28 protein-coding genes are annotated in these 26,365 nt (G+C 71.2%); 19 read left to right on the top strand and 9 right to left on the bottom strand.

Annotation, left to right across the window (positions count from 1 at the left end; translation table 11 throughout):
• Nucleotides 1-197: 197 nt before the first annotated feature.
• Entirely contained in the window at nucleotides 198-1,520 is a 1,323-nt protein-coding gene (locus CBQ26_RS05440) for a S41 family peptidase (RefSeq protein ID WP_088247509.1), read from the bottom strand.
• A 192-nt stretch (nucleotides 1,521-1,712) separates the two neighbouring features.
• Here CBQ26_RS05440 and ftsE point away from each other — a divergent pair, with 192 nt between their 5' ends.
• The 8 genes from ftsE (at nucleotide 1,713) to CBQ26_RS05400 (ending at nucleotide 7,790) form a co-directional block, all read left to right on the top strand.
• Nucleotides 1,713-2,396: a cell division ATP-binding protein FtsE gene (gene ftsE / locus CBQ26_RS05435; RefSeq protein WP_088247929.1), complete on the top strand. Its 684-nt coding sequence runs from the start codon at nucleotides 1,713-1,715 to the stop codon at nucleotides 2,394-2,396.
• On the top strand, nucleotides 2,393-3,256 hold the full coding sequence (locus tag CBQ26_RS05430) for a cell division protein FtsX (RefSeq protein ID WP_216360336.1): 864 nt from the start codon (nucleotides 2,393-2,395) through the stop codon (nucleotides 3,254-3,256). Before ftsE ends, CBQ26_RS05430 begins: the two co-directional genes overlap by 4 nt.
• Nucleotides 3,253-4,710 carry a murein hydrolase activator EnvC family protein gene (locus CBQ26_RS05425; protein ID WP_229843994.1) on the top strand — a complete coding sequence of 486 codons (1,458 nt, stop codon included), beginning with the start codon at nucleotides 3,253-3,255 and terminating at the stop codon, nucleotides 4,708-4,710. Before CBQ26_RS05430 ends, CBQ26_RS05425 begins: the two co-directional genes overlap by 4 nt.
• A 292-nt stretch (nucleotides 4,711-5,002) precedes the next feature.
• Nucleotides 5,003-5,251, top strand: coding sequence for a 30S ribosomal protein S16 (rpsP, locus tag CBQ26_RS05420; protein WP_088247508.1), 249 nt, complete (start codon nucleotides 5,003-5,005; stop codon nucleotides 5,249-5,251).
• Nucleotides 5,252-5,374: 123 nt separating this feature from the next.
• On the top strand, nucleotides 5,375-5,614 hold the full coding sequence (locus tag CBQ26_RS05415) for a KH domain-containing protein (protein ID WP_078305021.1): 240 nt from the start codon (nucleotides 5,375-5,377) through the stop codon (nucleotides 5,612-5,614).
• Nucleotides 5,611-6,195 (top strand): ribosome maturation factor RimM, encoded by a 585-nt coding sequence (gene rimM / locus CBQ26_RS05410; RefSeq protein ID WP_088247506.1) that lies wholly within the window; start codon nucleotides 5,611-5,613, stop codon nucleotides 6,193-6,195. Before CBQ26_RS05415 ends, rimM begins: the two co-directional genes overlap by 4 nt.
• Nucleotides 6,192-7,052, top strand: coding sequence for a tRNA (guanosine(37)-N1)-methyltransferase TrmD (trmD, locus tag CBQ26_RS05405; RefSeq protein ID WP_088247505.1), 861 nt, complete (start codon nucleotides 6,192-6,194; stop codon nucleotides 7,050-7,052). Before rimM ends, trmD begins: the two co-directional genes overlap by 4 nt.
• Nucleotides 7,053-7,178: 126 nt before the next feature.
• The gene (locus CBQ26_RS05400; protein ID WP_088247504.1) at nucleotides 7,179-7,790 is read left to right on the top strand and encodes an LON peptidase substrate-binding domain-containing protein; all 612 of its coding nucleotides are present in this window, start codon (nucleotides 7,179-7,181) and stop codon (nucleotides 7,788-7,790) included.
• A gap of 20 nt (nucleotides 7,791-7,810) precedes the next feature.
• On the opposite strand, the gene CBQ26_RS05395 is transcribed toward CBQ26_RS05400, so the two are convergent.
• Complete coding sequence (locus tag CBQ26_RS05395; protein ID WP_172417925.1) at nucleotides 7,811-8,875, bottom strand: lipid II:glycine glycyltransferase FemX; 1,065 nt, start codon at nucleotides 8,873-8,875, stop codon at nucleotides 7,811-7,813.
• A gap of 91 nt (nucleotides 8,876-8,966) precedes the next feature.
• On the opposite strand from CBQ26_RS05395, the gene CBQ26_RS05390 reads away from it, so the two are divergent.
• Nucleotides 8,967-10,013, top strand: a complete 1,047-nt coding sequence (locus CBQ26_RS05390) for a peptidylprolyl isomerase (RefSeq protein WP_088247502.1) — start codon at nucleotides 8,967-8,969, stop codon at nucleotides 10,011-10,013.
• A gap of 176 nt (nucleotides 10,014-10,189) precedes the next feature.
• The gene (locus CBQ26_RS05385; RefSeq protein ID WP_088247501.1) at nucleotides 10,190-10,999 is read left to right on the top strand and encodes an intradiol ring-cleavage dioxygenase; all 810 of its coding nucleotides are present in this window, start codon (nucleotides 10,190-10,192) and stop codon (nucleotides 10,997-10,999) included.
• Between the two features lie 26 nt (nucleotides 11,000-11,025).
• Here CBQ26_RS05385 and CBQ26_RS05380 read toward each other — a convergent pair whose 3' ends face one another.
• The gene (locus CBQ26_RS05380; protein WP_088247500.1) at nucleotides 11,026-11,421 is read right to left on the bottom strand and encodes a hypothetical protein; all 396 of its coding nucleotides are present in this window, start codon (nucleotides 11,419-11,421) and stop codon (nucleotides 11,026-11,028) included.
• Nucleotides 11,422-11,499: 78 nt separating this feature from the next.
• Here CBQ26_RS05380 and ilvD point away from each other — a divergent pair, with 78 nt between their 5' ends.
• Complete coding sequence (gene ilvD, locus CBQ26_RS05375; protein ID WP_088247499.1) at nucleotides 11,500-13,194, top strand: dihydroxy-acid dehydratase; 1,695 nt, start codon at nucleotides 11,500-11,502, stop codon at nucleotides 13,192-13,194.
• Nucleotides 13,195-13,286: 92 nt separating this feature from the next.
• Nucleotides 13,287-13,820, top strand: coding sequence for a GNAT family N-acetyltransferase (locus CBQ26_RS05370; RefSeq protein ID WP_172417924.1), 534 nt, complete (start codon nucleotides 13,287-13,289; stop codon nucleotides 13,818-13,820).
• A gap of 1 nt (nucleotide 13,821) precedes the next feature.
• Here CBQ26_RS05370 and CBQ26_RS05365 read toward each other — a convergent pair whose 3' ends face one another.
• The 4 genes from CBQ26_RS05365 to CBQ26_RS05350 all read right to left on the bottom strand — a co-directional run bounded on the left by CBQ26_RS05365 (nucleotide 13,822) and on the right by CBQ26_RS05350 (nucleotide 17,120).
• Entirely contained in the window at nucleotides 13,822-14,268 is a 447-nt protein-coding gene (locus tag CBQ26_RS05365) for a DUF4174 domain-containing protein (RefSeq protein ID WP_088247497.1), read from the bottom strand.
• 56 nt (nucleotides 14,269-14,324) lie between these two features.
• Nucleotides 14,325-15,338 carry a potassium channel family protein gene (locus CBQ26_RS05360; RefSeq protein WP_088247496.1) on the bottom strand — a complete coding sequence of 338 codons (1,014 nt, stop codon included), beginning with the start codon at nucleotides 15,336-15,338 and terminating at the stop codon, nucleotides 14,325-14,327.
• 293 nt (nucleotides 15,339-15,631) lie between these two features.
• On the bottom strand, nucleotides 15,632-16,807 hold the full coding sequence (locus CBQ26_RS05355; protein ID WP_088247495.1) for an acyl-CoA dehydrogenase: 1,176 nt from the start codon (nucleotides 16,805-16,807) through the stop codon (nucleotides 15,632-15,634).
• Between the two features lie 67 nt (nucleotides 16,808-16,874).
• Nucleotides 16,875-17,120: a hypothetical protein gene (locus CBQ26_RS05350; RefSeq protein ID WP_088247494.1), complete on the bottom strand. Its 246-nt coding sequence runs from the start codon at nucleotides 17,118-17,120 to the stop codon at nucleotides 16,875-16,877.
• 175 nt (nucleotides 17,121-17,295) lie between these two features.
• On the opposite strand from CBQ26_RS05350, the gene CBQ26_RS05345 reads away from it, so the two are divergent.
• The 7 genes from CBQ26_RS05345 to CBQ26_RS05315 all read left to right on the top strand — a co-directional run bounded on the left by CBQ26_RS05345 (nucleotide 17,296) and on the right by CBQ26_RS05315 (nucleotide 23,646).
• Nucleotides 17,296-17,550: a hypothetical protein gene (locus CBQ26_RS05345; RefSeq protein ID WP_229843993.1), complete on the top strand. Its 255-nt coding sequence runs from the start codon at nucleotides 17,296-17,298 to the stop codon at nucleotides 17,548-17,550.
• Between the two features lie 79 nt (nucleotides 17,551-17,629).
• Nucleotides 17,630-18,670, top strand: a complete 1,041-nt coding sequence (gene mreB, locus CBQ26_RS05340; protein ID WP_055363749.1) for a rod shape-determining protein — start codon at nucleotides 17,630-17,632, stop codon at nucleotides 18,668-18,670.
• 131 nt (nucleotides 18,671-18,801) lie between these two features.
• Nucleotides 18,802-19,230, top strand: coding sequence for a 3-hydroxyacyl-ACP dehydratase FabZ (fabZ, locus tag CBQ26_RS05335; protein WP_088247492.1), 429 nt, complete (start codon nucleotides 18,802-18,804; stop codon nucleotides 19,228-19,230).
• Between the two features lie 73 nt (nucleotides 19,231-19,303).
• Complete coding sequence (locus CBQ26_RS05330) at nucleotides 19,304-20,449, top strand: LptF/LptG family permease (protein ID WP_088247491.1); 1,146 nt, start codon at nucleotides 19,304-19,306, stop codon at nucleotides 20,447-20,449.
• Nucleotides 20,446-21,588, top strand: coding sequence for an MGDG synthase family glycosyltransferase (locus tag CBQ26_RS05325; protein WP_342351769.1), 1,143 nt, complete (start codon nucleotides 20,446-20,448; stop codon nucleotides 21,586-21,588). Before CBQ26_RS05330 ends, CBQ26_RS05325 begins: the two co-directional genes overlap by 4 nt.
• Nucleotides 21,585-22,838: a polysaccharide deacetylase family protein gene (locus CBQ26_RS05320; RefSeq protein WP_088247489.1), complete on the top strand. Its 1,254-nt coding sequence runs from the start codon at nucleotides 21,585-21,587 to the stop codon at nucleotides 22,836-22,838. Before CBQ26_RS05325 ends, CBQ26_RS05320 begins: the two co-directional genes overlap by 4 nt.
• Before the next feature lie 67 nt (nucleotides 22,839-22,905).
• On the top strand, nucleotides 22,906-23,646 hold the full coding sequence (locus CBQ26_RS05315) for a class I SAM-dependent methyltransferase (RefSeq protein ID WP_088247488.1): 741 nt from the start codon (nucleotides 22,906-22,908) through the stop codon (nucleotides 23,644-23,646).
• A 339-nt stretch (nucleotides 23,647-23,985) separates the two neighbouring features.
• Here the strand turns inward: CBQ26_RS05315 and CBQ26_RS05310 are convergent, their stop codons facing one another.
• On the bottom strand, nucleotides 23,986-25,533 hold the full coding sequence (locus CBQ26_RS05310; protein ID WP_172417961.1) for a gamma-glutamyltransferase family protein: 1,548 nt from the start codon (nucleotides 25,531-25,533) through the stop codon (nucleotides 23,986-23,988).
• A 109-nt stretch (nucleotides 25,534-25,642) separates the two neighbouring features.
• Nucleotides 25,643-26,272 (bottom strand): hypothetical protein, encoded by a 630-nt coding sequence (locus CBQ26_RS05305; RefSeq protein WP_088247487.1) that lies wholly within the window; start codon nucleotides 26,270-26,272, stop codon nucleotides 25,643-25,645.
• Between the last annotated feature and the right edge of the window lie 93 nt (nucleotides 26,273-26,365).

Here is a 26,365-nt window from a genome sequence, read left to right as displayed (position 1 = left end):
GACAGCAACAGATGGGCCGCCCCCGTCGTTCAGGGGCGACCCGCCGGGGGTGAAGCGGCTTATACGGATTCCGTTTGTTTCGCCAACAATCCGGAACTTCACCGCCCCTGCCGGCTCCACGTCCGGAACCCGTGTTGCTCCTTCTCGCGTCCGCTCGGATTGAACGGGCTTTGCAGCCCTTTCAATCGGAGTCCGTATTATTTGCTGAGCAGTTCGACGGCTTTTTTCAGGATGGCGTCGGTCTGGAGGTCCACGACGGCCTCGCCCTGCGCGGCGCTGCGGCTGGGGCGTTTGATCTCGCCGGTGTAGCTGAACTTGCCGTCCTTGTCGGCGGTGACGGTCACGGGTTTGCCCTCGATGGTGAAGGTGACTTTCGCGCCGGGCGTGACGCCGCTGCCGGTCAGGTTGGGGGGGGTGGTGTAGCGGGTGTCCTTGACGACCACGTCGGGCGTGATGCCTTTCTTGTGGATTTCGCGGCCCTTGGGGGTCAGCCACTCGCTGTTGACGATGGCGGCCTTGCCTCCGTCGGGGAGGGTGGTGGGGATCTGCGCGACGCCCTTGCCGAAGGTCTGCTCGCCGACGATGGTGGCGCGGCCGGTGTCCTGCAGCGCCCCGGAGACGACTTCGCTGGCGCTGGCGCTGTTCTTGTTGACCAGGACGATCAGTTTGCCGGTGTAGTCGGTGGCGCGGTTGGTGGCGTTTCCGCCGAAGACCTGGGTGCGTTTGCTGCGGTCGCGGAGGCTGACGATGGGGCCGCTCTGCATGAACTGGTCGGCGACGTCGCGTCCGGCGTTCAGGAGGCCGCCGCCGTTGTCGCGCAGGTCGAGGATCAGCGAGGACACGTTCTTCTTTTTCATGTCCGCGACGGCCGCCGCGAACTGTTCGCTGGCCTTCTCGTTGTAGAAGGTGTTCAGGGCGATGTAGCCGATGTTGCCGGGCAGGACGGTCTGTTCGACGCTGACGATGGCGACCGGCTGGCGTTCCATCTTGACGGTGTAGGGTTTGCCGTCGCGGGCGAAGGTGACGTTCACGGTGGTGCCCTGCTTGCCGCGCACGAGGCGCACGATCTCGTTCAGTTTGGCGCTGGTGACGTCCTTGTCGTCGATCTTGACGAACACGTCGCCGATCTGCACGCCGGCGGTGCTGGCGGCGCCGGTGCGGAAGACGTTGTCGATCTTGCCGCCGGTGCCGTCGGCGTTCGCGGCGACGAGTTGCACGCCGATGCCGTAGAACTCGCCGCTGAGGTTCTCGGAGTCGATGGCGTTGTCCTCGGGTTGGCTGTAGTACGTGAATTCGTCGTCCAGGCTGCCCAGGGCGCCGGTGATCGCGCCGCGCAGCAGTTTTTCCTGATCGACCGGGTACAGGTACAGGCGGTTCAGGTCGTTGATGACCTGCAGGAAGGATTTTCCGGTGGCGGTGCTGCTGAGGTTCGCCTGGGTGTACCCGCCGAGCTGCGCGTAGGCGACAGCGGCGGTGGCGGACAGGGCAACCCCGACGATGGTCAGGCGTTTTGCGTTCACGCCATCAGAATAGGGCCGGCAGGTGAAGTGCAGTTGAGGATTTCATCCGGTCTGCCGCTGGCCGGGCGGGGGCGGGGGGCGCCGGTGGTTGGGCAAGGCTTCATGGTGTGGGGGCGGGGGTGGGCTATGCTGTGCCGCGAGCATGACAGGTCCTTTCCTTCCGCCGCTGTCCTCCCTGCACGGGTGGTCCGCGTGATCGATTTCAAGAACGTCTCACTGGAGTACCCCGTGACCCGGACGCTGGCGCTGGATGACGTGTCGCTGCAGATCGGCAAGGGGGAATTCGTGTACCTGGTCGGGCATTCGGGGGCCGGCAAGAGCAGTTTCATGAGTCTGGTGCTCAAGCGGGCGCTGCCCAGCCGGGGCGAGGTGCGCGTGGCGGGCGAACCGCTGGCGCGGTACCGGGGGCGCCGCACGGCGCTGCTGCGCCGCCGCATGGGGACGGTGTTTCAGGACAACCTGCTGCTCTCACACCTGAACGCCTTCGACAACGTGGCGTTCACGTTGCGGGTGACGGGCGTGCCGCAGCGGGAGTGGGCGCCGCGCGTGACGACGGCCCTGCGGACGGTGGGGCTGGAGCACAAGAAGTACGCGTTGCCGCTGCAACTGTCGCAGGGCGAGCAGCAGCGCGTGGCGATCGCGCGGGCCATCGTGGGTGATCCGCCGCTGCTGCTGGCGGACGAACCGACCGGGAACCTCGACCCGGACAACAGCCGCGAGGTGCTGAAGGTGCTGCAGAACGTGAACCTGCGCGGCACGACCGTGGTGGTCGCCACGCACGCCCGCGATCTGGTCGAGACGTTCCGGCACCGCACCCTGACGCTGCGCAAGGGCAAGCTGGTGCGGGACGATCCGTACGGCGGGTACGCGCTGTGAACTACCACTTCCGGCAGGCGCTGCTGGCGATGCGCGGGAACGTCACGGCGACCCTGGCGACCCTGATGACCATGACCCTGACGCTGCTGATGCTGGGGTTCGTGCTGCTGCTGACCCTGAACGTGAACCGCACGCTGGCGCAGCTGGAGTCGCAGGTGGAAGTCGCGGCGTTCCTGCGGCCCGACGCGCAGGACGCGGCGCTGCTGGCGCAGGTGCAGGCGCTGCCGCAGGTGACGGAGGCGAAGTTGGTGACCAGCGAGCAGGTGCTGACCGAGATGACGCAGGACTCGCCGTACACGCGGGACGCGGCGGCGCTGGTGGGCAACCCCTTCCCGGACACGTTGCGGCTGCGGGTCGCCCGCGTGCAGGACTCGCGGACGGTGGCGGCGGCCGTGTCGGCCCTGCCGGGCGTGGAGGACGTCGAGTACGGCGCGGGGTACGTGGACCCGACCGTGCGGACCCTGACGGCGGTGCGCGGGGCCGGGTACGCGCTGGTGGGCCTGCTGCTGCTGGGCACGCTGTTCAACATCCTGAACGCGGTGCGCGTGGCGATGTACGCCCGCCGTGACGAGATCAGCGTGATGCGGCTGCTGGGCGCCACGCGCGGGTTCATCCGCATGCCGCACGTGATCGAGGGGCTGCTGGTGGGGCTGCTGGCGGCGGGGCTGGCGCTGGCGCTGCTGGTGCCGTCGTACCTGGGGCTGGCGCGGCGCGTGCAGCAGCTGGCGCCGGTGTTCCCGGTCGTGCAGGACGCCGGGACGCTGGTGCCGCTGCTGGGCGGGGTGGCGCTGCTGGGCGTGCTGATCGGGCTGCTGGGCAGCCTGTTCGCCACGCGCCGGTACCTGCTGGAGCTGGAGTGAACGCGCGGCGGGGGCGGGCGGCGCTGCTGCTGTGCGCCGCGCTGCTGACCGCGCTGCCGGGCGGCGCCGACTGGGCCGCGCAGGCGCAGGGCTCGGCCCGGCCCGGTGACGCGCCGGACCTGAGTACCAGCGAACGGCTCGAGCGGTTGCAGCGCGAGTTGCAGCAGCAGCGGCAACTGAGCGCCGACCGGGCGAGGGAACTGGAGACGCTCAGGCGCAGCATCCAGAACCTCAGCGCGCAGCAGCGGGCGACGCTGGCCCGGCTGGACACGCTCGCGGCCGGCGCGGCGCGGCTGGAGAACGAGGTGGCGGTCGTCACGGCGCGCGTGGCGCTGGCCGAGCGGGCGCTGGCGGACACGGCCGAACAGCTGAAGGTCACGCAGGCCCGCGTGGAGCGGTTGCAGAACGACGTGCGCGAGGTGCTGCTGCTGCAGTACCGGGACCGCAGCGGCCGGTACCTGCAACTGCTGTCACAGTCGAGCAGCCTGTCGGACCTGCTGATCCGCCTGCGGTACGCGAACATGGCGGGCGAGTACAACACCCGCGTGATCGAGTCCCTGGCGGGCGAGGTCAAGGTGCTGGCCGAACAGCGCGAGCAGCAGACCCGTCAGGCGCGTGACCTGCGGACCCTGCAGGCGCAGCGCACGGCCGCCCTGAAGGCCCTGACGGCGCAGCGGGCCGAGCAGAACCGCCTGCTGGCGCAGCTGCGTTCCAGCGAGGCCGGCAAGCGGACCCTGGCGGCGCAGCGGCAGGCCGAGCAGGCCCTCGCGGCCCGCACGGTCGATGCGCTGGTGGGGCAGGTCGTCGCGGAACGCGGCCGTCTGGAAGCCGAGCGGCAGCGCCGCCTGGAGGAGGAACGCCGCCGCCGCGAGGAGGAAGCCCGCCGGATCCGCGAGGCGCAGGAACGCGCCCGGCAGGAGGCGCTGCGGCTGGCGCGCCAGCGGGCCGCCGACGCGCAGGCCGCCCGGCAGCGCGCCGCCCAGCAGGCCGCGCAGGCGCAGCGTGAGGCGCAGGTGCAGCGCGAGCAGGCGGCCCTGCAACAGCGCAGCGAGCAGGTGCAGCAGGCGCAGGTGCGGGTCGAGCAGCAGCTGGCGCCCCTCCCGGACCTGAGTGGACCGCTGGGCTTCCCGCTGCCGGGCGGCCGGGTGCAGACGCCGTACGGGTCGGGCGGGTCGCCGTGGGTGGTCCTGAGCGGCGGGCCGCAGGCGGTCGCGGCGCTCGAGGGGAACGTGCTGGCCGTCACGTACTACGCGTCGCTGGGCTGGGTGGTGCTGGTGGATCACGGGGCGAGCGTCACGGCGTACTTCGGGCTGCGCGATCCGCTGGTCAGCGTGGGCAACCGCGTGGGGCGCGGCACGCCGGTCGGGACAGTGGGCGGCAGTTCGATCATCGGGCCGGACAGCATGGCCTTCCAGTTGCGCCGGGGCGGCGTGCCCGTCTCTCCCGGCTTCTGAGTACACTGCGTTTACCTTGTAGATAAGTAGATAAACCGCGCGCAGCGCGTAACAGAAGAAAGGACGTTGAAGCAGGAACGGAGAGGTTCCGGCGCTTTCCCGGAATCTCGCAGTGGTAGCTTCAAGGTACGTAGCGCGGAGTCCGCATGGGCGGCGGGCCTCTTGCCGGATGGGGGCGCGGCTGGTACTCTTGTTCGGTGCGCACCCCGGTTGGCTGCTGACGGGCGCATGAACCCCGTGATCCTAACGGGAGCTGTACCCTCAATTACCCGATCAACCCGAGGTTTCCATCATGGTCAAGATTCGCCTGTCCCGTTTCGGTGCTACCCACAACCCCCACTACCGTATCGTCGTGACCGATGCCCGCCGTCCCCGTGACGGTGGCTACATCGAGAACCTCGGCCACTACGATCCCCGCAAGACCACCGAGACGTATCTGAAGATCGACGCCGAGCGCGCCGCCTACTGGATCGCCCAGGGTGCCCAGCCCACGCAGACGGCCCGCCGCCTGCTCAAGAGCCAGGGCGTCAAGGTCGCCTGAGCGTCCCCACTCCCTGACAGGCCCCCTCGTGGGGCCTTTTTTCATGCCGGCACCTGACCGAATTGTGCGGCGTGGACGCAGCGCACGGGCCTGCGGGGCGGCGGATGCTCTAGAATGCCCAGCATGAAGACCGATCCTGTAGACCTGACCCTGTTCCTGGCCCAGAGCGTGGTGGATCAGCCGTCGCTGGTGCGCGTGTCCCGCCGGGGGCCGACCGTGGTCGTGCGGGTCGGTGCGGGCGAGGAAGGCCGACTGATCGGCCGGCAGGGCCGCGTGATCCAGGCGATCCGCACCCTGGTGCGCGCCGCGAGCGACCCCCGTGACCGCCTGAACGTCGACCTGGACGCCCCCCGCAAAGCGTGACCGGCGGAACTTCCACAGACCGGACCCGCCTGGGCTACTTCCTGGGACCGCATGGCGTGAAGGGCGGCGTGAAGGTGTTCGTGCTGGGCGACCAGACACAACTGGCGGCGCTGGAGCGCGTGTACGTCGAGAAGCGCGGCTGGCTGAAGGTACGCCGCGCCGAGATGCTCGCGCCGGGCGTGGCGCTGCACCTGGCGGGCGTCGTGACCCGCGAGGGCGCCGAGGACCTGCGCGGCCTGAACGTGTACGCCGCCGACGCGGACCTGCCGGAACCCGAGGACGGCGTGTACTACTACCACGAGCTGCGCGGCCTGACCCTGAGCGGCCCGGCCGGCGAGGTGCTGGGCGAGGTCGTGGACGTCGTGGACGCCGGGCATCAGGACCTGCTGGTGGTGCGGCACGCGGCGGGTGAGGCCTTCGTGCCGCTTCAGGCGCCGTACGTGACCGTGAACCTGAACGGGAAGCGGCGGCCCGCGTCGCTGGCGCTGACGGCCGACGCGCCGGGAGGGCTGCTCGACCCGGACGACACGGATAACACGGACGATGCGGGCGGGCCGGACGGGGCGGGCCACTCCGGATGACAGACCCCCTCCCCCTGCCGGACGACACTGCCGGGACGCCGGGCCTGACCTTCTCGTTCCTGACGCTGTTCCCGGAACTGCTCGCGCCGTTCGCGGCCGAGGCGATTGTCGGGAAGGCCCGCGAGCGCGGCCTGCTGGACGTGCGACTGGTGAACATGCGCGACTTCGCGGGCAACCGGCACCACAAGGTGGACGACACGCCGTACGGGGGCGGGGCCGGCATGGTCATCCGCGTGGACGTCGCCGAGCGCGCCCTGGCCAGCCTCCCGGCGGCGGACGAGGTGATCCTGTTCAGCCCGGCCGGGCAGCCGTTCACGCAGGCGGTCGCGGAGGAACTCGCGGAGCGCCGCCACCTGGTGTTCCTGTGCGGCCGCTACGAGGGTTTCGATGCCCGCACCGAGGGGCTGGTCACGCGGGAACTGAGCATCGGGGATTTCGTGATGATGGGCGGCGAGGCGGCCGCCGCGTGCGTGCTGGAAGCCGTGGCGCGACTGGTGCCGGGCGTGCTGGGCGACCCCGAGTCGCATCAGGCGGACAGTTTCAGTTCTGGGCTGCTGGACTACCCGGAGTACACCCGTCCCCCGGAGTGGCGCGGGCAGAGCGTCCCGGACGTGCTGCGCGGCGGGAATCACGGCGCGGTGGCGGCGTGGCGGCGCGGGCAGGCGCTGGCGCGCACGCTGGCCCGCCGCCCGGACCTGCTGGTCAGCGCCCCGCTGACCCCCGCCGACACCGTGACCCTGGGTGAACTGGGCGCCACACCGGAACAGTTGCAGGAGTGGGGCGCGCCCCCGCCGCCCCGCCCGAAACGCCGCAAACGGCCCCGCCCGGCCGATCCGGACCCCCCGCCCGGTTCCTGACCGCCGCAGCGGTGGGGCGCGACCTGGGTTCAGGGCGGCCCCCGCTGCCCGGCGTCTCCTGTGAGGTTCGCTTACTGTGGGGTTCGCTCAAGTTGCCGGGCGCGGATGGGCGCACCATGACCGGGTATGCGTGTTCCACTGTTCCCCCTGCCTCAACTGGTGCTGTTTCCGGGCGTGGTCCTTCCCCTATACGTTTTCGAACCCCGTTACCGTGAACTGCTGGCCGACGTGCAGGCCAGTGGGCAACCTTTCGGAATCGTGCGGATCGTGGAGTCGTCCGAAACCTCCGACCGTCCCTTTCACGAGCGGGTATCGCGGGTGGGCACCCTGGCACACCTGCGGCAGGCCAGCCCCCACGAGGACGGCACCAGCACTGTGCTGGTCGTCGGCGGGGACCGCTTCCGGGTGGACGACTTCCACCTAGACCGGCCCTACCTGTCGGCGGACGTGACCGTGTGGCCCCTGGACCCCGACCTGCTGGAGGCCGGGGTGGCGGACGAGGCGGCGCGCGGCGCGGCGGCCCAGCTGCTCACGGCCCTGCTGCGGCTGCGGCCCGGCGACGCCGACGAACTGCGCGGCGCGGCCCCCATCGACCCGCTGCTGATGGCGAGTTTCGCGGCGACGCTGCTGCCCGCCAGCCCCGAGCAGCGTGAGGACGCCCTGCGCGCCCGGACGCTGCTGGAACGGCTGGAGGCGCTGCTGGGCCTCGTGCCGGGCGAGGCCAGGATCCTGAACTGACCGGCGTGACAGGCCGTTCGTTACAGCACGTCGTCGGCGCTGCCGCGTTTGCGCAGGTTGTTCTGGGTCTTGCGCCAGCGCAGCGCCCGGACGATGGCAGGCGCCGCCGGGTTCAGGTTCAGGTCGTAGGCGGGGTACCAGACGCGCTGCTCGCTGAACTTGAGCTTCATCCTGAACACGCCGTACGAGTGCTTGCTCTCGTCCAGCACGCGCGGGATGCCCCAGAAGTCGAACAGTTCGTAGCCGCGCCGCTTGGCGTCCAGCATGGCGTTCCAGTAGAAGGCGTCCGGGGCCTTGGCGTCCTTCAGGGGGTTGCCCTGGTCGTCCACGCGGTCGTCGCGGACGCTGCCGCCGAACAGGTAGTAGGTGCCCTTGCCCATCGCCAGGAAGAACCCGCCGGCCAGCGCGCGGCCCTGGTAGCGGGACAGGACGATGTACGCCTCGCCGCCGTGCGCGTTGCCCTCGCGCAGCATGGTCTCGTAGTACTCGCGGGGGAAGGCGCCCAGTCTGGCGCGTTCGTTCGTGGCGGTGAAGATCTCCCAGAACGCCTCGAAGTCGTCGTCGCGGCCCGCGACCACCCCGAGTTTCTCGGAGGTGCGGATGTTGCGCCGCGCCATGCTGGACAGGCCCGCCATCATGTCCTGTTCGCTGCGGGTCAGGTCCGCGACGATGGTGTGTTCCGGCTGTTCCGTGTCGGCGCGGCGCAGCGGCCCGTACGCTTCGGGCAGGATCACGCTGTCGTCCGCGAGGAACGGAACGGGCGGCTCGACCTTCAGCAGGGCGTCGGTGGGCCGCGCGACGCGCCGGACGGCCTCCGCGAAGGCGGGCAGCAGGTCCAGGCTTTCCAGGGCCGGGCCGCGCGGCGCGTACAGGGTGCTGAACCCCGGCACGAGGCGTTTGCGCAGCAGTTGCACGGCGCCCACGGTGCGGCCGTCCTGCGTGATCAGGTAACGCGCGGGGGTCTGGCCCAGCGTTCGCCGCGCCTCGCCGTACCCCCAGCCCTGCAGGGCGCTGGTGATGGGGAGGTTCCGCACGGCGTCGTCGTACACGCGCGGATCGGTGGTTTCTACTAGGCTCAGGCGCACGGGGGGGATTGTAGCAGGCGGGGGGGCGTGTGCCGGGGCGTCACAGGAGACTGTCATGGAGTGCGCCGCGCGGGACGCTACAGTACGGACCATGAAACAACTGCTCCTGACCGCAGCGCTGCTGAGCGGCGTCGCCTTCCAGACCGCCGGCGCCCAGACCGCGCCGGCCCCCACGACTCCGGCGCCGGCCACCACGGCCCCCGCTCCCACCACTCCGGCCGCGCCCGCCACGGCCGCCCCCGCCGCTCCGGTCAGCGATCCGGCCACGCCAGTCGGCCGGGTCGGCAAGGAGACCCTGACGCTGGGCGATTTCGACCGGGCCTTCCGGCTGGCGGCCGCGCGGGTCGTGAATGCCCAGGGCGTGCCGTTCGAGGAAGCGTACCTCAGCGAGTTCGCCTCCGCCCGCCCTGAATTCCTCAAGCAGTTCCTGCGGGACCGCGCGGTGTACCAGCTGGCCCGCGTGAACAACAGAGCCGACGCCGCCGCGCTCGACCAGCAGCTCGTGGACGCCCGCAGCGACTTCGAATCCGACGCGGACTTCGCCGAGGCGCTGAACGCCACCGGGTACGCGGACGCCGCCGACCTGCGCCGCGAACTGGAACGCCAGAGCGTCGTGGGCGCGTACCTGCAGGGCATCCAGAAGCGCTTCACGTTCGGGGACGCGCTGGTCGCCGGGTACTACAACCTGAACCGCGCGGACTTCGCGCAGGACGCGCAGGCCTGCGTGAAGCACATCCTGGTGCCCGCCCAGGCCGACGCGCAGGCGATCACGCGGGAACTGGCGGGCGGCGCGGACTTCGCGAAGATCGCCGCCGACAGGAGCCAGGATCCGGGCAGCGCCGCGCAGGGCGGCGACCTGGGCTGCTTCGGCCCCGGCGAGATGGTCGAGACTTTCGACCGCGCCAGCTTCAGCGGGCCGGTCGGGGCCGTGCAGACCGTGCAGTCGCAGTTCGGCTGGCACGTCCTGACCGTCACCAAGCGCACGGAGGCCGGCACGCTGCCCCTGGCGGACGCCGCGCCCCTGATCCGCGACCAGCTGGGCAAGGACGCCGCGCAGAAGTACCTGGACGCGCAGATCGCCCGCCTGGGCACCGAGGCCTTCCCGGCCGCCGTGACCGTCGCGCCCGCCAGTCAGTAACCCCCCCCTTCCGGCATCCTGCCGGAGCGGCCCCCGCCATCTGGGGGCCGCTTTCTGCTGGCAGCCACCCCTCCTGCGCTCTCCTTGCCTGTGGGGCGCCCAACCCTGCTTTAACCGGGGCGGGGCACGATAGGGGCACAGGTTCGCCAGACGGCGCGCCCCACACCGGAGGATCCATGCCGAACGACCCGCACCGCCCGAACCCCGCCGCCCCCGACCTCGCCCCCACCCAGGAGCCGGACGAGGACAACGACGACGAGATGATCGGCACGCTCCTGAGCCGCCGCCACGCCCTGAGGCTGCTGGGCCTGGGAGCCGGGGCCACCGCACTGGGCGCCGGGGGCGTGCTGGCCCAGCGGAGCGCCGGTCAGGCCAGCGCCGCCAGCGGCCTGCCCGGTTGCGTGGTGCGGCCCGCCATGACCGAGGGGCCGTACTTCGTGGACAGCGAACCGCGCCGCAGCGACCTGCGCCGGGACACCACGACCGGAAAACAGAGTGCCGGCGTGCCGCTCACCCTGAACTTCGTGGTCAGCCGGGTCGCGGTGGGCGGCTGCACCCCGCGCGGGCAGGTGCTGATCGACGTGTGGCACTGCGACGCGCAGGGAGCGTACTCGGGCGTGCAGGGCAACACCGGGAACTTCCTGCGCGGGTCGCAGGTCACGGACGCGCAGGGCCGCGCGAGCTTCACGACCATCTACCCCGGCTGGTACCGGGGGCGGGCCGTGCACATCCACTTCAAGCTGCGGCCCCTGAACGCCAGCGGGAAGGCGACGGGCGAGTTCACGTCGCAGCTGTTCTTCCCGGAAAGCGTGAACAGCGCCGTGTTCGCCCGCGCGCCGTACAGCGCGCACGGCACGAAGGCCGACACGCCCAACGCGCAGGACAGCATCTACCGCAACGGCGGCAGCCAGCTGCTGCTGAACGCCAAGGGCGACCCGGCCAGGGGGTACACGGCCACGTTCGACATCGGGCTGAACCTAGGCTGATAACCTGGGCCGTTTCAGCCGCCGGGTCAGGCGGGCCGCACGCCCGTGTCTGGCCCGGCGGTCATGGGCAGGGAGGCGCGCACCAGGGACATCAGGTCGTCCAGGGTGCGCGCCTCCCTGACAGCCTCGGCACTCAGCCAGGGGCGCACCTGCGCGCCGTCCAGCACGAACGCCGCCGGGAGGGCCACGCCCTGCACGCCGTACTGCGCGGCCAGTTCGTCACGGTGCAGGAACGTCACGTCGGCGGGCAGGGACCGCACGAACTCCCGCCACTCGCGGCGCATGCCGAGCGGGCCGTACGTGACCGCGCACAGCTGGCAGTCGTACGTGGCAGGCGACACCGTCTTGTGCCACAGGTCCTTCAGGGCGTTCAGGGGGCCTCCGTCGGCGTTGTAGACGAACAGCAGGTGCGGGCGGGTCATGCGGCACGGTAACGCGGGCCGGGCGCGCCTGTCTGTGCCTCTGCATGCAGGCGGGCGCGACCGGGCGTAGGGTGAGGCATGACCGACACGGCGCAGAAGCGGAAACTGAACTGGAACAGCCACCACATCACGCAGGGGGACGAGCGCGCCCCGAACCGCGCCATGCTGCGCGCCGTGGGTTTCGAGGACGGAGACTTCGAGAAACCCATCATCGGGGTGGCGCACGCGCAGAGCAACATCACGCCCTGCAACAACGGCCTGGGCGAACTGGCCGACCACATCACCGGCGCCATCCGCGAGGGTGGCGGGATGCCGCAGATCTACGGCACGATCACCGTGTCGGACGGCATCAGCATGGGCACCGAGGGCATGAAGTGCAGCCTCGTGAGCCGCGAGGTGATCGCCGATTCCATCGAGACCGTGTCGCGCGGGCAGAGCCATGACGGCGTGATCGTCGTGGGCGGCTGCGACAAGAACATGCCGGGCGCCATGATCGGCATCGCCCGACTGAACATCCCCGCGATCTTCGTGTACGGCGGGACCATCAAACCCGGCCACTACGACGGCAAGGACCTGACCATCGTCAGCGTGTTCGAGGCGGTCGGGGCGTTCGGCGCCGGCAAGATCAGCCGCGAGGACTTCACCGAGATCGAGAAACGCGCCTGCCCCGGCAACGGCTCGTGCGGCGGCATGTACACCGCGAACACCATGAGCAGCGCCTTCGAGGCGATGGGCATGAGCCTGCCGTACTCCAGCACCATGAGCGCCGTGGACGCCGAGAAGGCCGTGTCGAGCGCCGACAGCGCCCGCGCGCTGCTGAACCTCGTCGAGCAGGACATCCGCCCGCTGGACATCCTGACGAAAGAAGCCTTCGAGAACGCCATCACGGTCATCATGGCCGTCGGCGGAAGCACCAACGCCGTCCTGCACCTGATGGCCATCGCGCACGCCTGCGACATCGACCTGACCCTGGCGGACTTCGAGCGCATCCGCGAGCGCACCCCGGTCTTCTGCGACCTGAAACCCAGCGGGAAGTACGTGGCCACCGACCTGCACGTCGTCGGCGGTATCCCCCGCGTCATGAAGATGCTGCTGAAAGAAGGCCTGCTGCACGGCGACTGCCTGACCGTCACCGGCAAGACCGTCGCCGAGAACCTCGCCGACGAACCCGACGCGCCCAGCGAGGGGCAGGACGTCATCCGCGCCTTCAGCGACCCGCTGTACACCGAGGGGCACCTCGCCATCCTGCGCGGCAACCTCGCCGAGGAAGGTTCGGTGGCCAAGATCAGCGGCCTGAAGAGCATCAAGATCACCGGCCCCGCCCGCGTGTTCGACTCCGAGGAAGAATGCATGGAGGCGATCATGGGCGACCGCATCCGCGCCGGGGACGTGCTCGTCATCCGCTACGAGGGCCCGAAGGGCGGCCCCGGCATGCGCGAGATGCTCTCCCCCACCAGCGCCATCATCGGCAAGGGCCTGGGCGACTCCGTGGGCCTGATCACCGACGGGCGCTTCAGTGGCGGCACCTTCGGGCTGGTCGTGGGTCACGTCGCGCCCGAGGCGTTCGTGGGCGGCACCATCGCGCTGGTACATGAGGGCGACACCATCGAACTGGACGCCGAAACCCTGAAACTCACCCTGCACGTCCCGGAAGCCGAACTGGCCCGCCGCCGCGCCGCCTGGGTGCAACCCGAACCCCGCTACAAGCGCGGCGTGCTCGCCAAGTACGCCAAACTGGTCAGCAGCGCATCGGTGGGCGCTTACACGGACTGACCACAGCCACCATCTGAAACGGGAAACGACAGGGCCGCTGCACCTCCGGGTGGGCGGCCTGTTCCGTCCGGGCGATGCGCTACGGTGACCACATGGAGGCCCCCATCCTGACCACCCCGCGCCTGCGGCTGCGCCCGCACCGCCTGGACGATCTGGACGCCTGCGTGGAACTGTGGCAGGACCCGGTGGTCACTCGGTACACGAGCGGGCGTCCCCTGGCGCGGCAGGACGTGTGGACGCGGCTGCTGCGGCATCCGGGGCACTGGGCGCTGCTGGGCTTCGGGTACTGGGTTGCCGAGGAGCGCGCGTCCGGGCGCTTTGTGGGTGAGGTCGGGCTGGGGCGGTTCAAGCGGGACCTGCTGGCAGGACAGCCTGAACTGGACGGCATTCCGGAGGCGGGCTGGGTGACGCTGCCGTGGGCGCACGGGCAGGGGTATGCGGGCGAGGCGGTCGCGGCGGCGCTGGGCTGGCGGGACGCGAACGTGCCGGGCCGGGAGACGTTCTGCATCATCAGCCCGGAAAACGCGGCGTCACTGCGGCTGGCAGCGCGGGCGGGCTTCACGGTGACCGGCGAGGCGGGAGACCCGGAGGACCGGGTGCTGGTGCTGACGCGCCCGTCGGGGTAGGTCAGCGGCCCCGCTCCTGACGTTCCTGCTGGCGCATGGGCATGGTGTCGATCAGGGCGCCGACAGTGTTCAGGGCGGGCGGGGCGGGGTAGCGGGCCTTGACGCCGCGGTCCTTGCCGATCAGGGTGGCGGGGCCGTACTGCGCGCCGACCTTCCCGCCAGGGTCGGCGAGCAGCGTGAGCATCAGGGTACGGGGGCCGTTCAGGCGAGCGTCGTCCGGGGGCAGCAGGGCCACGACGCGCAGGTCACGGACCTGAAGTGCCGTGTCCTGCGCGCGGACGGTGTTCAGGTACGCGGCGCTGGGGTTACGGACGATCAGCAGGCGTTCGCGGCCCAGGGCGCTGCTCAGGGACCAGCGGCGGCCGTCCGCGCCGGTCAGCGTGAAGGGCGCCGCGAGGGCCGGGGGGCCGAGGGTGGCGGCGGTCAGCAGCGCGGTCAGGAGCGACATGCTTTCAGTCTGGCCGCCGGGCATGAGGCCGGTAGGGGGTGGAGCGCCGCCCACCTTCACGCAGCGTCGGGGGTGGGCGGCAGTTCGGCCACCTCGTCCCAGCGCCACTGGCCGGCGTGGGCCATGGCGTGCAGGCGGCGGCGCAGGTCGGCGTGCGCGTGCAGGTGGGCGTGCAGGTCGGCGTCGGGTTTCAGGATCAGGCCGGCGTCCCGCAGGCGGGTCAGGTCGGGTGGGGGCGGGACGGGCACCGGGCTCGGCCCGTGGGTGCGTTCGAAGGTGCGGGTCATGGAGTCGATACTGGCCAGGGTGCGGCCCAGCCCGTGCGGCACGGGGCCGGTCATGCTCCCCTGGAGGATCAGCAGCGCCTCGCCCAGGGCGGGCAGGTGCAGGTCCAGGGCGTCCTGCGGGTCGTGGTCGTGGAAGCGGTGCAGGTACGGCGAGTTCAGGTGGGCGGCGTCCACGTCGTTGAGCATGGTGTGCAGGTCGCTGGTGAGGCTCAGCAGGCTGCGGTCGTGGTCGGTGTGGGCGTTCAGGATCAGGGCCTGCGCGCCGGGTCCGGCGCGGTGCAGGTGCAGCGCGAGGCGGCGGCGGTCGCCCCTGGCCTGCGCGATGGGCACGACGAAGGTGATGGCGAAGGTCAGCAGGAAGAACCCGTTGATGGACGCCACGGCGGTCAGGACGCGCCAGAAGGGCAGCGGCGCGGTGATCTCGCCCAGGCCCAGGGTGCTGATGGTGTACCCGACGAAGTACAGCGTGCCGGCGAACGTGGCGGGGGTGCCACTCTCGGAACCCAGCAGGCTGCCGGGCTGCGACCAGAAGATCAGGGTCCAGCCCAGCCAGCACAGGAGCGTCCAGGCGGTCAGGGTGCCCAGGATCAGCAGGGGCGCGGTCCACGACAGCAGGGCGCGGCGGCCGGTCAGGCGGGCGGCGCCGGTCAGCGCGGCGTACAGGGGGCGGTGGACCGCGCGGCCCAGGCGGCCCTCGCCGGACTGGAGGCACGTGACGATCAGGTCGACCATCACGGCGAGCACCATCAGGGTGCCGGGAATCCACAGGAGTTGCCGGAGCATCACCGTTCATTCTGAGCGGCGGCACTCCGGCGTATCTTGCGGTTCCCTGAATCCTCCACGCCGCGTCCGGCCCCGGCCGGGGTGGGATTCGGCCGGGTGGAGTCAAGCCGGGCGAAAGGCTCAGTAATGGTGCGGACACTGTTCAAGCGACAGAGGAGACACGCACGGAACACGTCTTCTGTCACGCCATTCCTGCTCACCCCCTCCCAGCCTCCCCCCTCAAGGGGGAGGGGTCAACACTGGGTGTTCATCGCTGGCCTGCCCTGAAGCCATGAACCTGTCCGCACCATTGATCAGGTCAGTTCGTTGAAGACGGCGCGGCTGATCACGAGTTGCTGGATCTCGCTGGTGCCCTCGTAGATTTCGGTGACCTTGGCGTCGCGGTACAGGCGTTCGACCGGGTACTCGCGGCTGTAGCCGTTGCCGCCGAAGATCTGGATGGCGTCGCGGGTGACGTCCACGGCGGCCTCGCTGGCCAGGAGTTTGGCGATGCTGGCCTCCTTGCCGTACGGCTGGCCCTGGTCCTTGAGCCACGCGGCTTTCAGGGCGACGAGGCGGGCACTCTCGGTGCGGGCGGCCATGCGGGCGATCTTGAAGCTCACGCCCTCGAATTCGCGCAGGGGCCGGCCGAACTGTTCGCGTTCGCTGGCGTAGCGGGCGGCGTGTTCCAGCGCGGCGCGAGCGATTCCGAGGGCCTGCATGGCGATCCCGATGCGTCCGGCGTCCAGGCTGGCCAGCGCGATGATCAGGCCCTGGCCTTCCTCGCCGACCATGTTCGCGTGGGGCACGCGGGCGTCCTCGAAGGTGACGGTGGTGGTGTGGCTGGCGTGCAGGCCGAGTTTCTCCTCGGGGCGGCCGCAGCTCAGGCCGGGCGTGGCGGCGGGCACGACGAAGCAGCTCACGCCCCGCGCACCGGGGCCGCCGGTCCGGGCCATGACGAGGTACGTGTCGGCCTGTCCGCCGCTGGTGATCCAGGCCTTGGTGCCGTTCAGGATCCAGTGGTCGCCGTCGCGGGTGGCTTTCAGCGACAGGCTGGCGGCGTCGCTGCCGGCGTGCGGCTCGGTCAGGCAGAACGCGCCGATGTGTTCGCCGCTGGCGAGGGGCCGCAGGAACGTGGCTTTCTGGTCGTCGGTGCCGTAGCGCAGGAGCATCTGTTCGGGCAGGCCGTTCTGCACGCTGACGATCACGGCGACGCTGGCGTCGGCAGCGGCGATCTCCTCGAGGCACAGGGCGTACGTGACCGAGTCGAGGCCCGCGCCGCCCCACTGTTCGGGGACGGTGGCGCCCATCAGGCCCAGGTCTGCGAGGCCGCGCAGTTGCGCGCGGGGGTACTCGCCGCTGCGGTCGAAGGCGGCGGCGTGTGGGGCGATCTCGGCGCGGGCGTACTCGCGGACGTGCTGCACGATCATGCGTTGTTCGTCGGTCAGGCCGAAGCTCATGCCGGTGTCCGCGGCGGCGGTGGTGGTCATGCCCCCAGGTTACCAAACGGTTGTTAGGCGCGCGTCCCGCAGGGCAGGCCGCCTCCGGGCGTTCCGGTCAGCCGGAGACGGTCTGCGCCAGCGCTTCCTCGATGCCGCGCCCGCGCCAGCCGGTCTCGACGTTCGCGGCTTCTCCCCCGTCCCAGCGCAGGTGCGCGCCGATCACGCCGCCCCCGGCGATGGCCAGCGCCGCGCCGGTCAGCGCGTCCGGGGCGTCCGGGCACAGGCGGCTGGCGGCGGCTTTCAGGGCCGGGGCCAGGGGCAGCGGGGGGCGGGTCACTCGCACGCGGGCAGGCAGGTTCACGCGCGCAGCATAGCGTCCCGCCGCGGACGGGCGCGCGCCCACGGGGCCAGGATGTGAAAATCCTCACGGCGCGTGGCGCAGGCATCACTAGAATGCGCCGGATGACCGCCCCGTCACGATCCACCGTTTCCCGCCGGGCCGCGCGGCCACGCCCGGACCTCCGCGGAGGGCGCCCTTGAGAGTCCTCGGCTGGCTGCTGTGCGCGCTGCTGTTCGGCCTGACGCTGGCGCTGGCGCTGCTGTCGCTGGGGACCTTCGCGTCGCTGGCCGGCACGGGGCCGCTGTGGCTGCGTTCGCTGGGCGGACTGGAGGGCGCGCTGGCCGAACAGCTGGGCCTGGAGGGCCTGGGCGGGGTGGGGCAGGCGCTGTCGCTGATGGTCCTGACCAGCCTGTGCGCGGCGCTGGCCGCGTTCGTGAAACCGCGCGCCTGAACGCCACGCGCATGAGGAATGGTTTAGGCGCGCCTCATGCACCGTGCTACGATTGGGACGTTTTGACCGGAGGGCGAGTGTGAGGCTGTCAGAAGACATTGGAATCGATCTTGGAACGGCGACGTTCCTTATTTACAGCAAGAGCCGCGGCCTGGTCCTCCAGGAACCCAGCGTGATCGCCATGGCGCGAGACAGTAAGCAGGTGAAGGCCGTGGGCGAGGAAGCCTACCGCATGATCGGCCGGACGCCCGGCGGGATCGTCGCCGTGCGGCCCATCAAGGACGGCGTGATCGCCGACGAGGGCCTGACCGAGAAGATGATCACCATGTTCCTGCAGAAGGTGCAGGGCAACGCCGGGCGCCTGTTCGGCTTCAAGCCGCAGCTGATGGTGGGCGTGCCCAGCAACGTCAGTGACGTGGAAAAACGCGCCGTGCTGCGCGCCGCCCTGAACAGCAACGCCAAGCGCGCCTTCCTGATCGAGGAGCCGCTGGCCGCCGCCATCGGGGCCGGCCTGAAGATCGCCGAACCGATCGGGTCGATGGTCGTGGACATCGGCGGGGGCAGCACGGACGTCGCCGTGATCTCGCTGGGCGGGATCGTGGTGTCGGAATCCATGCGCATCGCCGGCAACGAGTTCGACGAGAGCATCATCCGCTACGTGCGCCGCAAGCACAACGTGCTGATCGGTGAGCGCACCGCCGAGGAGATCAAGGTCAAGGTCGGGGCGGCCATGCTGCTCGACGACGCCGAGAACCTGACCGCCGAGGTGCGCGGCCGTGACCTCGTGAACGGCCTGCCCAAGACCATCAGCCTGGACAGCACCGACGTGGTCGAGGCCCTCAGCGAACCCGTCACGAAGATCGTGGACGGCGTCAAGCGCGTCCTGGAGATCACCCCGCCGGAACTGGTGAGCGACATCATTGACCGGGGGATCGTCATGACGGGCGGCGGGTCGCTGCTGCGCAACTTCGACGAACTGCTGCGCCAGACGACCGGCATTCCGGTGGCCGTCGCCGAGAACGCCGTCGAGGCCGTCGCGGTCGGGACCGGCATGGCGCTGGAGATGATCCCGGTGCTGGGCGACTCGCTGGTGTCCAGCGACAACTACCTGCGCCGCTGACCCTGCGGCCGCCGGGAGCGCGCACCCCTGCCCCGCTGCCGCTGACGCTGCTGATTGATGGGAGACGGCCCGTAAAGCCTCTCCCTTTTTCCTTTTCCGGCCCGGCCGGACCCCACCCAGGAGAGCCCCGCATGGACCCGATTCTGATTCAGGACGTTCTGAAGACCCTGCCGCACCGTTTCCCGTTCGTGATGGTGGACCGCGTGCTGTCCATCGAAGGCGGCGCGGTGCACGCCATCAAGAACGTGACCGTCAACGAGCCGTTCTTCCCCGGTCACTTTCCGCAGGAGCCGGTCATGCCCGGCGTGCTGATCACCGAGGCGCTGGCGCAGGCCAGCATGTTCTGCCTGCACGGGCAGCTGGAGCCCGGCACGGTCGGGTACCTCGCCGGGATCGAGGGCGCGCGCTTCAGGCGCAAGGTGATTCCCGGCGATCAGCTGCACCTGCACGCGAAACTGGAGTTCCTGCGCCGCGGCCTGGGCAAGACCACCTGCCGCGCCGAGGTGGACGGCGTGGTGGTGGCCGAGGCGACCATCCTGTTCGCGGTGGGCAAAGGGTGACCGGGGCGCTGGTTGAGAGGTGCGTGTCGCCTCTCAATCCGGTTCACCTGCCCGCGCCGCGCCGGGGTGAGGCGTGACGCGCCTGACCCGCTACGTGACGGCGGAACTGCTGCCGCCGCTGCTGGCCGGCACGCTGCTGTTCACGGCGGTCCTGAGCTTCGGGTACTTCTTCATCTCCAGTCAGTGGCTCAGTGGCGTGCCGGTGGGCCTGATCGCCCGCTGGATCGGGTACCAGATGCCGGACACGCTGGTGAAGGTCTTCCCGATGGCGGTCGTGCTGATGACCGTCGTGGCGTTCGGCCGCATGAGCACCGAGCGGGAACTCGTGGCGGTGCAGGGCGGCGGGATCAGCCTGGGCCGCGTCGCACGCCCGGCGGCAGTCGTGGCACTACTCGTCACGGCGCTGTCGGTGTGGCTGAGCCTGTGGGTCGCGCCACGCGCGAACGTGGAGACGCGCGGCCTGTACTGGGACGCCCTGACTGGCGCGGGCCTGTCGCAGCTGGTGGGCAAGACCGTGGACCTGGGCAACAACCTGACGCTGTCCCTGGGCGGCTATGACGCCGCGAAACGGGAACTGCGGGACGTGCGCGTGCAGAAGTGGCAGGCGGACTCGGCGGGGCGCGGCACGGGCATCCTGGCCGAGCGCGGCACCTTCGAGGACAACCGCCTGAGCCTCAGCGGGTACTCGACGTTCGTGGTGGACTACGGCGCGGTCGCCGCCCTGACCCGCGTGCCCGAGAATGACCCGGCCGCCTTCCGCGCGGCGGTGCAGGACGTGTTCCCCAGCGTGGTCGTGCCCGAGAAGGCCACCGACGCCCTGAACGTGGATACCGGCCTGAGCCGCAAGCAGACGCTCGCGCAGTACGCCGACGCAATCGGCGCGGACGCCGAGGGCTGGCCCGAACTGATCACCAAGCTGACCGCGCCGGGCGTGAGCGCCGCCGACCGCGCCGCCGCCCGCGTGAACCTGAACCGCAAGCTGGCGCTGCCGTTCGCGAACCTCGTGCTGGTGCTGGCGGCCCTGCCGTTCGCGCTGAGGTTCGGGCGGACACTGGGCGTCAGCCTGGGCGTCGCGTTGATGATCGCCGTGGCGTACTACCTGCTGTTCTTCGTGGGCCTGACCGTGGCGGGCCTGATCCCCGCCTTCCCCGAGGCCGGCGTGTGGCTGGCGAACGTGCTGTTCGCCGGGGCGGGCCTGTGGCAGCTGAGGCGCACTTGAACGCACCCCCACCTCCCCCCACCGGGCCGGAACTGCGGACGCTGATCATGTCCACCGGTTTCGGGCGCGGGCATCATCAGGCGAACCGGGCGCTGGACACGGCGCTGCGGGCGCGCGGCGTGAACCTGCACGCCCGGCACGCGGACTTCCTGACGTACCTGAACCCGGTCGAGCGGACCGTCACGGCCGGCACGTACGACCTGTGGCTGCGGTACGCGCCGGGCATCTACCGCGCGTTCTACAACTGGACGGACCGCGAGAGCGAGCCGCGCGCCGTGGTGAGCACCTTTCACCACATGGGGCTGCGCGGCACCCTGCGGGACGTGCGCGCCGTGAACCCCGAGGTGGTCGTCAGCTCATACCCCATTCCGGTGGCGGCGGCGGCAGCGGCCCGCACGCGCCTGCGGCTGGACTTCCTGAACGCCCTGATCGTCACGGACTACCGCGTGCATCACCACTGGGCGCGGCCCGAGGCGGACCTGCTGATGGTGGCGACCCCCGAGGCGGCCGGGCAGATGGCCGACTGGAAGATCCCGCCGGAGCGGGTGGTCGTGACCGGCATTCCCATCGCGCCGGTGTTCCGCAGCCTGATCGGCGCGGACCGCGCGGCGCTGCGAGAACGCCACGGCCTGCGGCCCGACCAGCCGGTCATCCTGATCTCGGGCGGCGGGACCGGCACGTTCCGGGCGCTGCGCGGCGTCCTGAGCGAACTGTCGAACCTGGGGCGGCGCGTGCAGGTGCTGGTGCTGGCCGGCGCGGACGGGCAGGGCGTGGAGCGGGTGGGTGGCGCGACCGTCCACCGGCTGGGCTTCACGACCGACTTTCCGGAACTGCTGGCCGCCTCGGATCTGGTGGTCGGCAAGGCGGGCGGGCTGACGGTGGCCGAGGCGACCACGCTGGGCGTGCCGATGGTCATTCACGAACCCATTCCGGGGCAGGAGGAACACAACGCCGACCTGCTGGAGCGGCACGGAGCGGCCGTCTGGGCGCGGCAGCTGAGCGAGGTGCGGCCCGCCGTGCTGCGCGCCCTGGACCCTGACACGCACGCCGCCATGAGCGCCGCCGCGAGCCGCCTGGGTATCCCGGACGCCGCCGACCGGGTGGCGCAGGCGGTGCTGGGCCGCCTGGGGCGCGCATGAAGTCCAGCCTGAACCGCGCGGCGCTGGGCGTGGCGGCGGCGGGCCTGCTGGTGATCGGCGGGCCGTTCCTGCTGTGGCAGCGCGCGAACCTGGGCCTGCTGCGCGCCGCGCCGCAGACACGCCGGGCGGTGGCCCTGACCTTCGACGACGGCCCGGACCCCCGCAGCACCCCGGCGGTGCTGGACGCGCTGGGCGCGGCGGGCGCGCAGGCCACGTTCTTCGTGGTGGCCGCGCAGGCAGAGGCGCACCCGGACCTGATCGCGCGGATGCTGCGCGAGGGGCACGAGGTGCAGGCACATGCCGTGCGGCACCGCCACGCGTGGCTGCGAACCCCCTGGAGCGCGTACCGGGATCCGGGCGACGCGGCGGCCCGCATCGGCGCGGTCGTCCGGCAGGTGGGCGGCACGCAGCCCGTGACGCTGCACCGCCCGCCGCACGGCGCGTACAGCCTGTTCACGCGGCTGGGCCAGCGGACCTCCGGGCTGACCGGCGCGCACTGGAGTCTGGAAGGGCAGGACTGGCGGGCCGGGCAGACCCCGGACGGCCTGCGCGCCCACCTGCGCCGCACGCTGCAACCGGGCGCGGTGATCGTGCTGCACGACGCAGGGCCCGGCGCGCGGGTGACGGTGCCGGCCCTGCCCGGCGTGCTGGCCGACCTGAAGGCGCGCGGGTACGCCGCGACCAGCCTCGCGCGGCTGGAGGGCCTGCGCGCGGAACGGCCCGCCGACCTCCCACCCCGCCTGATGGGCGCCCTGGACCGCCTGCTGGACCGCGTGACCCGCACCGAACCCGCCGGGGGCCTGAGGGACTCGATCCTGCGCGTCTCCCCCACCCGTTTTCCGGGGCCGGACCTGACGCTGCGCGGCGCCGCACCGGGCGGCGGCCTGACCCTGCGCGCAGGCGTCCCGGCGGCCGAGTACCACGCGAACAACGCGCTGATGTCGCAGCTGGGTCCGGTCGGTACGGTACGGGTGGCCCGGCAGGACTTCCGGCGGGTGGCGGCCGACCTGCAGCGTCGCCCGGAGCTGCGCGGGGCGCAGGCCGTGTACTGCCAGTCGGCGGTCACGCCCATCCTGGAACGGCTGGGCTTCGAGACGCACGACCTGCCGCCCGCCACGGGACGCCGCCTGCGCGTCTGGGCGAACGTGCTGCGCCGCGCGTACGGGGCGCGCGCGACCACGCAGGAACCGAAACTGAGCGTCCTGAGCCGCGAGGACTTCCTGCGGCGGTACGGCGAGGCGCCGCAGTAACGCCCCAGGCACCGGCACGCGCCGCAGCAGGCGACCTGATCGCCGGGCCCGCGCTACGCTGGGCGGCGTGAATTACGACGAGTTCGCCGACCTGTACGACCACCAGTACGACGTGTACCGCGACGACCTGCACTTCTACGGCGGCGTGGGCGAACGCGCGGGCGGCCCGGTGCTGGAAGTCGGGGCGGGCACCGGGCGGGTCACGTCGTTCCTGGCGCGGCGCGGCGTGACCGTCACGGGCCTGGAACCCAGCGCCCGCATGATCGAACGCGCCCAGGAACGCGCCGCGAAGGACGGCCTGACCATGCGCTTCGTGCAGGGCGACGTGCGCACCTTCCGCCTGGATGAACGCTTCGAGACCGTGATCGCGCCGTTCAACGCGCTGATGCACCTGTACACCCCGAACGAGCAGTTACAGGGCCTGGAGAACATCCACGCGCACCTGAAGACCGGCGGCAGTTTCGTGTTCGACCTGTACGTGCCGCGTTTCGGGAAGGCGAACACCGTCCGGCACGAGGGCGAGACGTTCCACACGCCGGACGGCCGCCGCACCGACGTCTTTCTGGTGCAGCGGCACGACCGGCCCCGCCAGCACATCACCACCGAGTACCACGTGGACACCACGCAGCCGGACGGCACCCTGACACGCCGCCACTACACCCTGACGCAGCGCTACTACACCCGCTACGAGGTGGAGTGGCTGCTGCGCTTCGCGGGGTTCGAGAGTCCGCGCGTGACCGGCTCGTTCCAGGGCGGGCCGCTGGAGGCCGGCAGCGACGTGATGGTGTTCAGCACGCGGGCGCTGTAGCCCCTCATCAATGGTGCGGACAGGTTCAAGCAGCTTTGACGCGGAGATCCAGCGGCCTGGACGGATGTTCCCCCAATTCAGCGAATCGCCGTGACAGATCCGGATTGGCCAGCATTCGCGAGCAGTGGTGCGGATTCATCACTTCCGGGCAGATCAGCGCTGAACACCCAGTGTTTGCCCCTCCCCCTTGAGGGGGGAGGTTGGGAGGGGGTGAGCAGGCATGGCGTGACAGAAGACGTGTTCCATGCTTTCTCCCTCTGGCCCTTGAACAGTGCCCGCACCATTGCTCATACGGATTCCGATTGAAGGACTTTACAGCCCGTTCAATCGGAGTCCGTATCACCATACGGCGATGTGGCCGTCGGTGCGGCTCTCGGTGCCGCCCTCCAGCACGCCGGTCGCGGGGTCGCGGCGGATCATCTGGCCGCGCCCGAAGGAGCCGGGGTCGGTCTGCACCGTGACCGTGTGGCCCAGGCGGATCAGTTCGCGGGTCAGGTCGGCGCCCAGGCTGGCCTCGACCTCGACGCGGGTGCCGTCCAGCCACTGCCAGCGCGGCGCGTCGAGCGCCTGCTGGGGGTTCATGCCGTGCGTGACGGTGTTCAGTACGACCTGCAGGTGCCCCTGAGGCTGCATGAACCCACCCATCACGCCGAAAGGGCCGACCGGGGTGCCGTCCGTGCGGCCCAGGAAGCCGGGGATGATGGTGTGGTACGGGCGTTTGCCGGGCGCCAGGGCGTTCGGGTGGGCGGGGTCCGTGTGGAAGTTGTGCCCGCGGTTGTGCAGCGCGACGCCGGTGCCGGGCACGACCACGCCGCTGCCGAAGCCCATGTAGTTGCTCTGGATCAGGCTGACCATCTGCCCCTCGTCGTCGGCCGCCGCGAGGTACACGGTGCCGCCGGTGCTGGGCGCGCGGGTCTGCGGGTCGTGGGCGCGTTCGCCTAAGCGCGCGCGGTGCGCCTGTGCGTTCGCCTCGGACAGCAGGTGGGCCACGTCCACCGGGGTGTGGCGCGGGTCCGCGACGAAGGCGTGCGCGTCGTGGAAGCCGCGTTTCATGGCCTCGATCTGGAGGTGCAGGCCGAGCGGGTCGTCGCGGCGTTCCGGGAGCGGCTGGCCGCGCAGGACGTTCAGGGCGATCAGCGCGGCGACGCCCTGCCCGTTCGGGGGGATCTCGTACACGCGGTGGCCGGCGTGGTCGGTGTGGATGGGCGTGACCCACTCGCTGCGGTGCGCGGCCAGATCGTCGGCGCGCAACAGCCCCCCGCCGGCCCGCGCGTGCGCGTCGATGCGCGCGGCGAGGTCCCCTTCGTAGAACGAGCGGCCCTGCGTGGCGGCAATGTCGCGCAGGGTCCGGGCGTGGCCCTCGCTGCGCCACAGCGCGCCGGGGCGGGGCGTGAAGCCGTCCGGGGCGAAGGTACGGAACCATTCGTCCATCTCCGGCAGGTTCAGGCGGCGGTAGATCTGCGTGGCCCGCGCCCAGTTCGCCGCGAGGACCGGCGAGAGCGGGTAGCCCTCTGCGGCGTAGGCGATGGCCGGCGCGAGCACCTGCGCGAAGTCCAGCCGTCCGAAGCGGGCGTGCAGGTCGGCCCAGCCGCGCACCGCGCCGGGCACCGTGACGGGCGTCCAGCCGTGGCGGGGCATCTGCCCGGCGTGCCGCTCGTGCAGGGCGTCCAGGCTCAGGGCGGCGGGCGCGGCGCCGCTGGCGTTCAGGCCGTGCAGCTCTCCGCCGGCCCACACGAGCGCGAACAGGTCCCCGCCGATGCCGTTACTGGTGGGTTCCACGACCGTCAGGGCGGCGGCGGTCGCGATGGCGGCGTCCACGGCGTTGCCGCCCTCCTGAAGGACGCGCAGTCCGGCCTGCGCGGCGAGCGGCTGACTGGTGGCCACCATGCCGCGCCGGGCGTACACGGGGCGGCGCACGGTGGGGAAATCGGGGTTGTAGGTCACGGCCCGCAGGCTAACGCATCCGGGGGCGCCGCGCTGGAGACTGCCGGGGAGGTTACCGGGACTGCGCGAGGAACAGGCGGCCCACACCCTGGATGAACGCCTCGCGCCGCTCGAGTTCCTGCGGGGTGTAGCGGGCACGCAGCGCGCGGTCCTTGAAGGCCGCCACGCTCTCCCCTTCCGGCACCGCCCAGGTCTCCAGCGGGGTGCAGGCGATCACCTGATCCTGCCCCCACTCCCACGCGGCGTTCACGGGCAGACCGGCAGTGGCGGCCGCGAGCGGCCAGGTGGCGTCCACGGTCATGTCGCCCTGCGGGGCATGCACCACGAGGTAGTTGTGGACGTCCACGACCGGCTGCCCGCCGCTCAGGGCCAGCAGTTCGGCCGGGGCGTCCGCGGGCGGGCGGATCTCCTGCGTGCAGGCCATGACGGTGCTGCGCAGACCCGCCTCGGCCAGCAGCGCGGCGAGCAGTTCGTGCTTCGTCGAGCAGGTGCCGCGCCACCCGGCGATGATCCCGGCCGGTTCGTGAGTGTCGGCGCGGGCGTACGGCATGTCCCGCACCAGCGCGAACAGTTCCGGCACGTCCGGCAGGGCGTCGCCGCCTCGCAGGCCGCGTTCGGCGGCCGCCGCGTGCAGCGCACGGGTCAGGGGCCGGTCGGGGGCGGTGGGGGTGCGCTCGGTCATGCACCCAGCATAGGGCAGTTCCCCGGATGGCGCCGTCAGGAACAGACACTCCTGATACGGACTGCCGTTTGTTGCGCCAACAATCCGGCACTT

This window comes from Deinococcus indicus (genome assembly GCF_002198095.1).
Taxonomy (GTDB): Bacteria; Deinococcota; Deinococci; order Deinococcales; family Deinococcaceae; genus Deinococcus; species Deinococcus caeni.
This window is presented reverse-complemented; position numbering and strand designations above follow the sequence as displayed.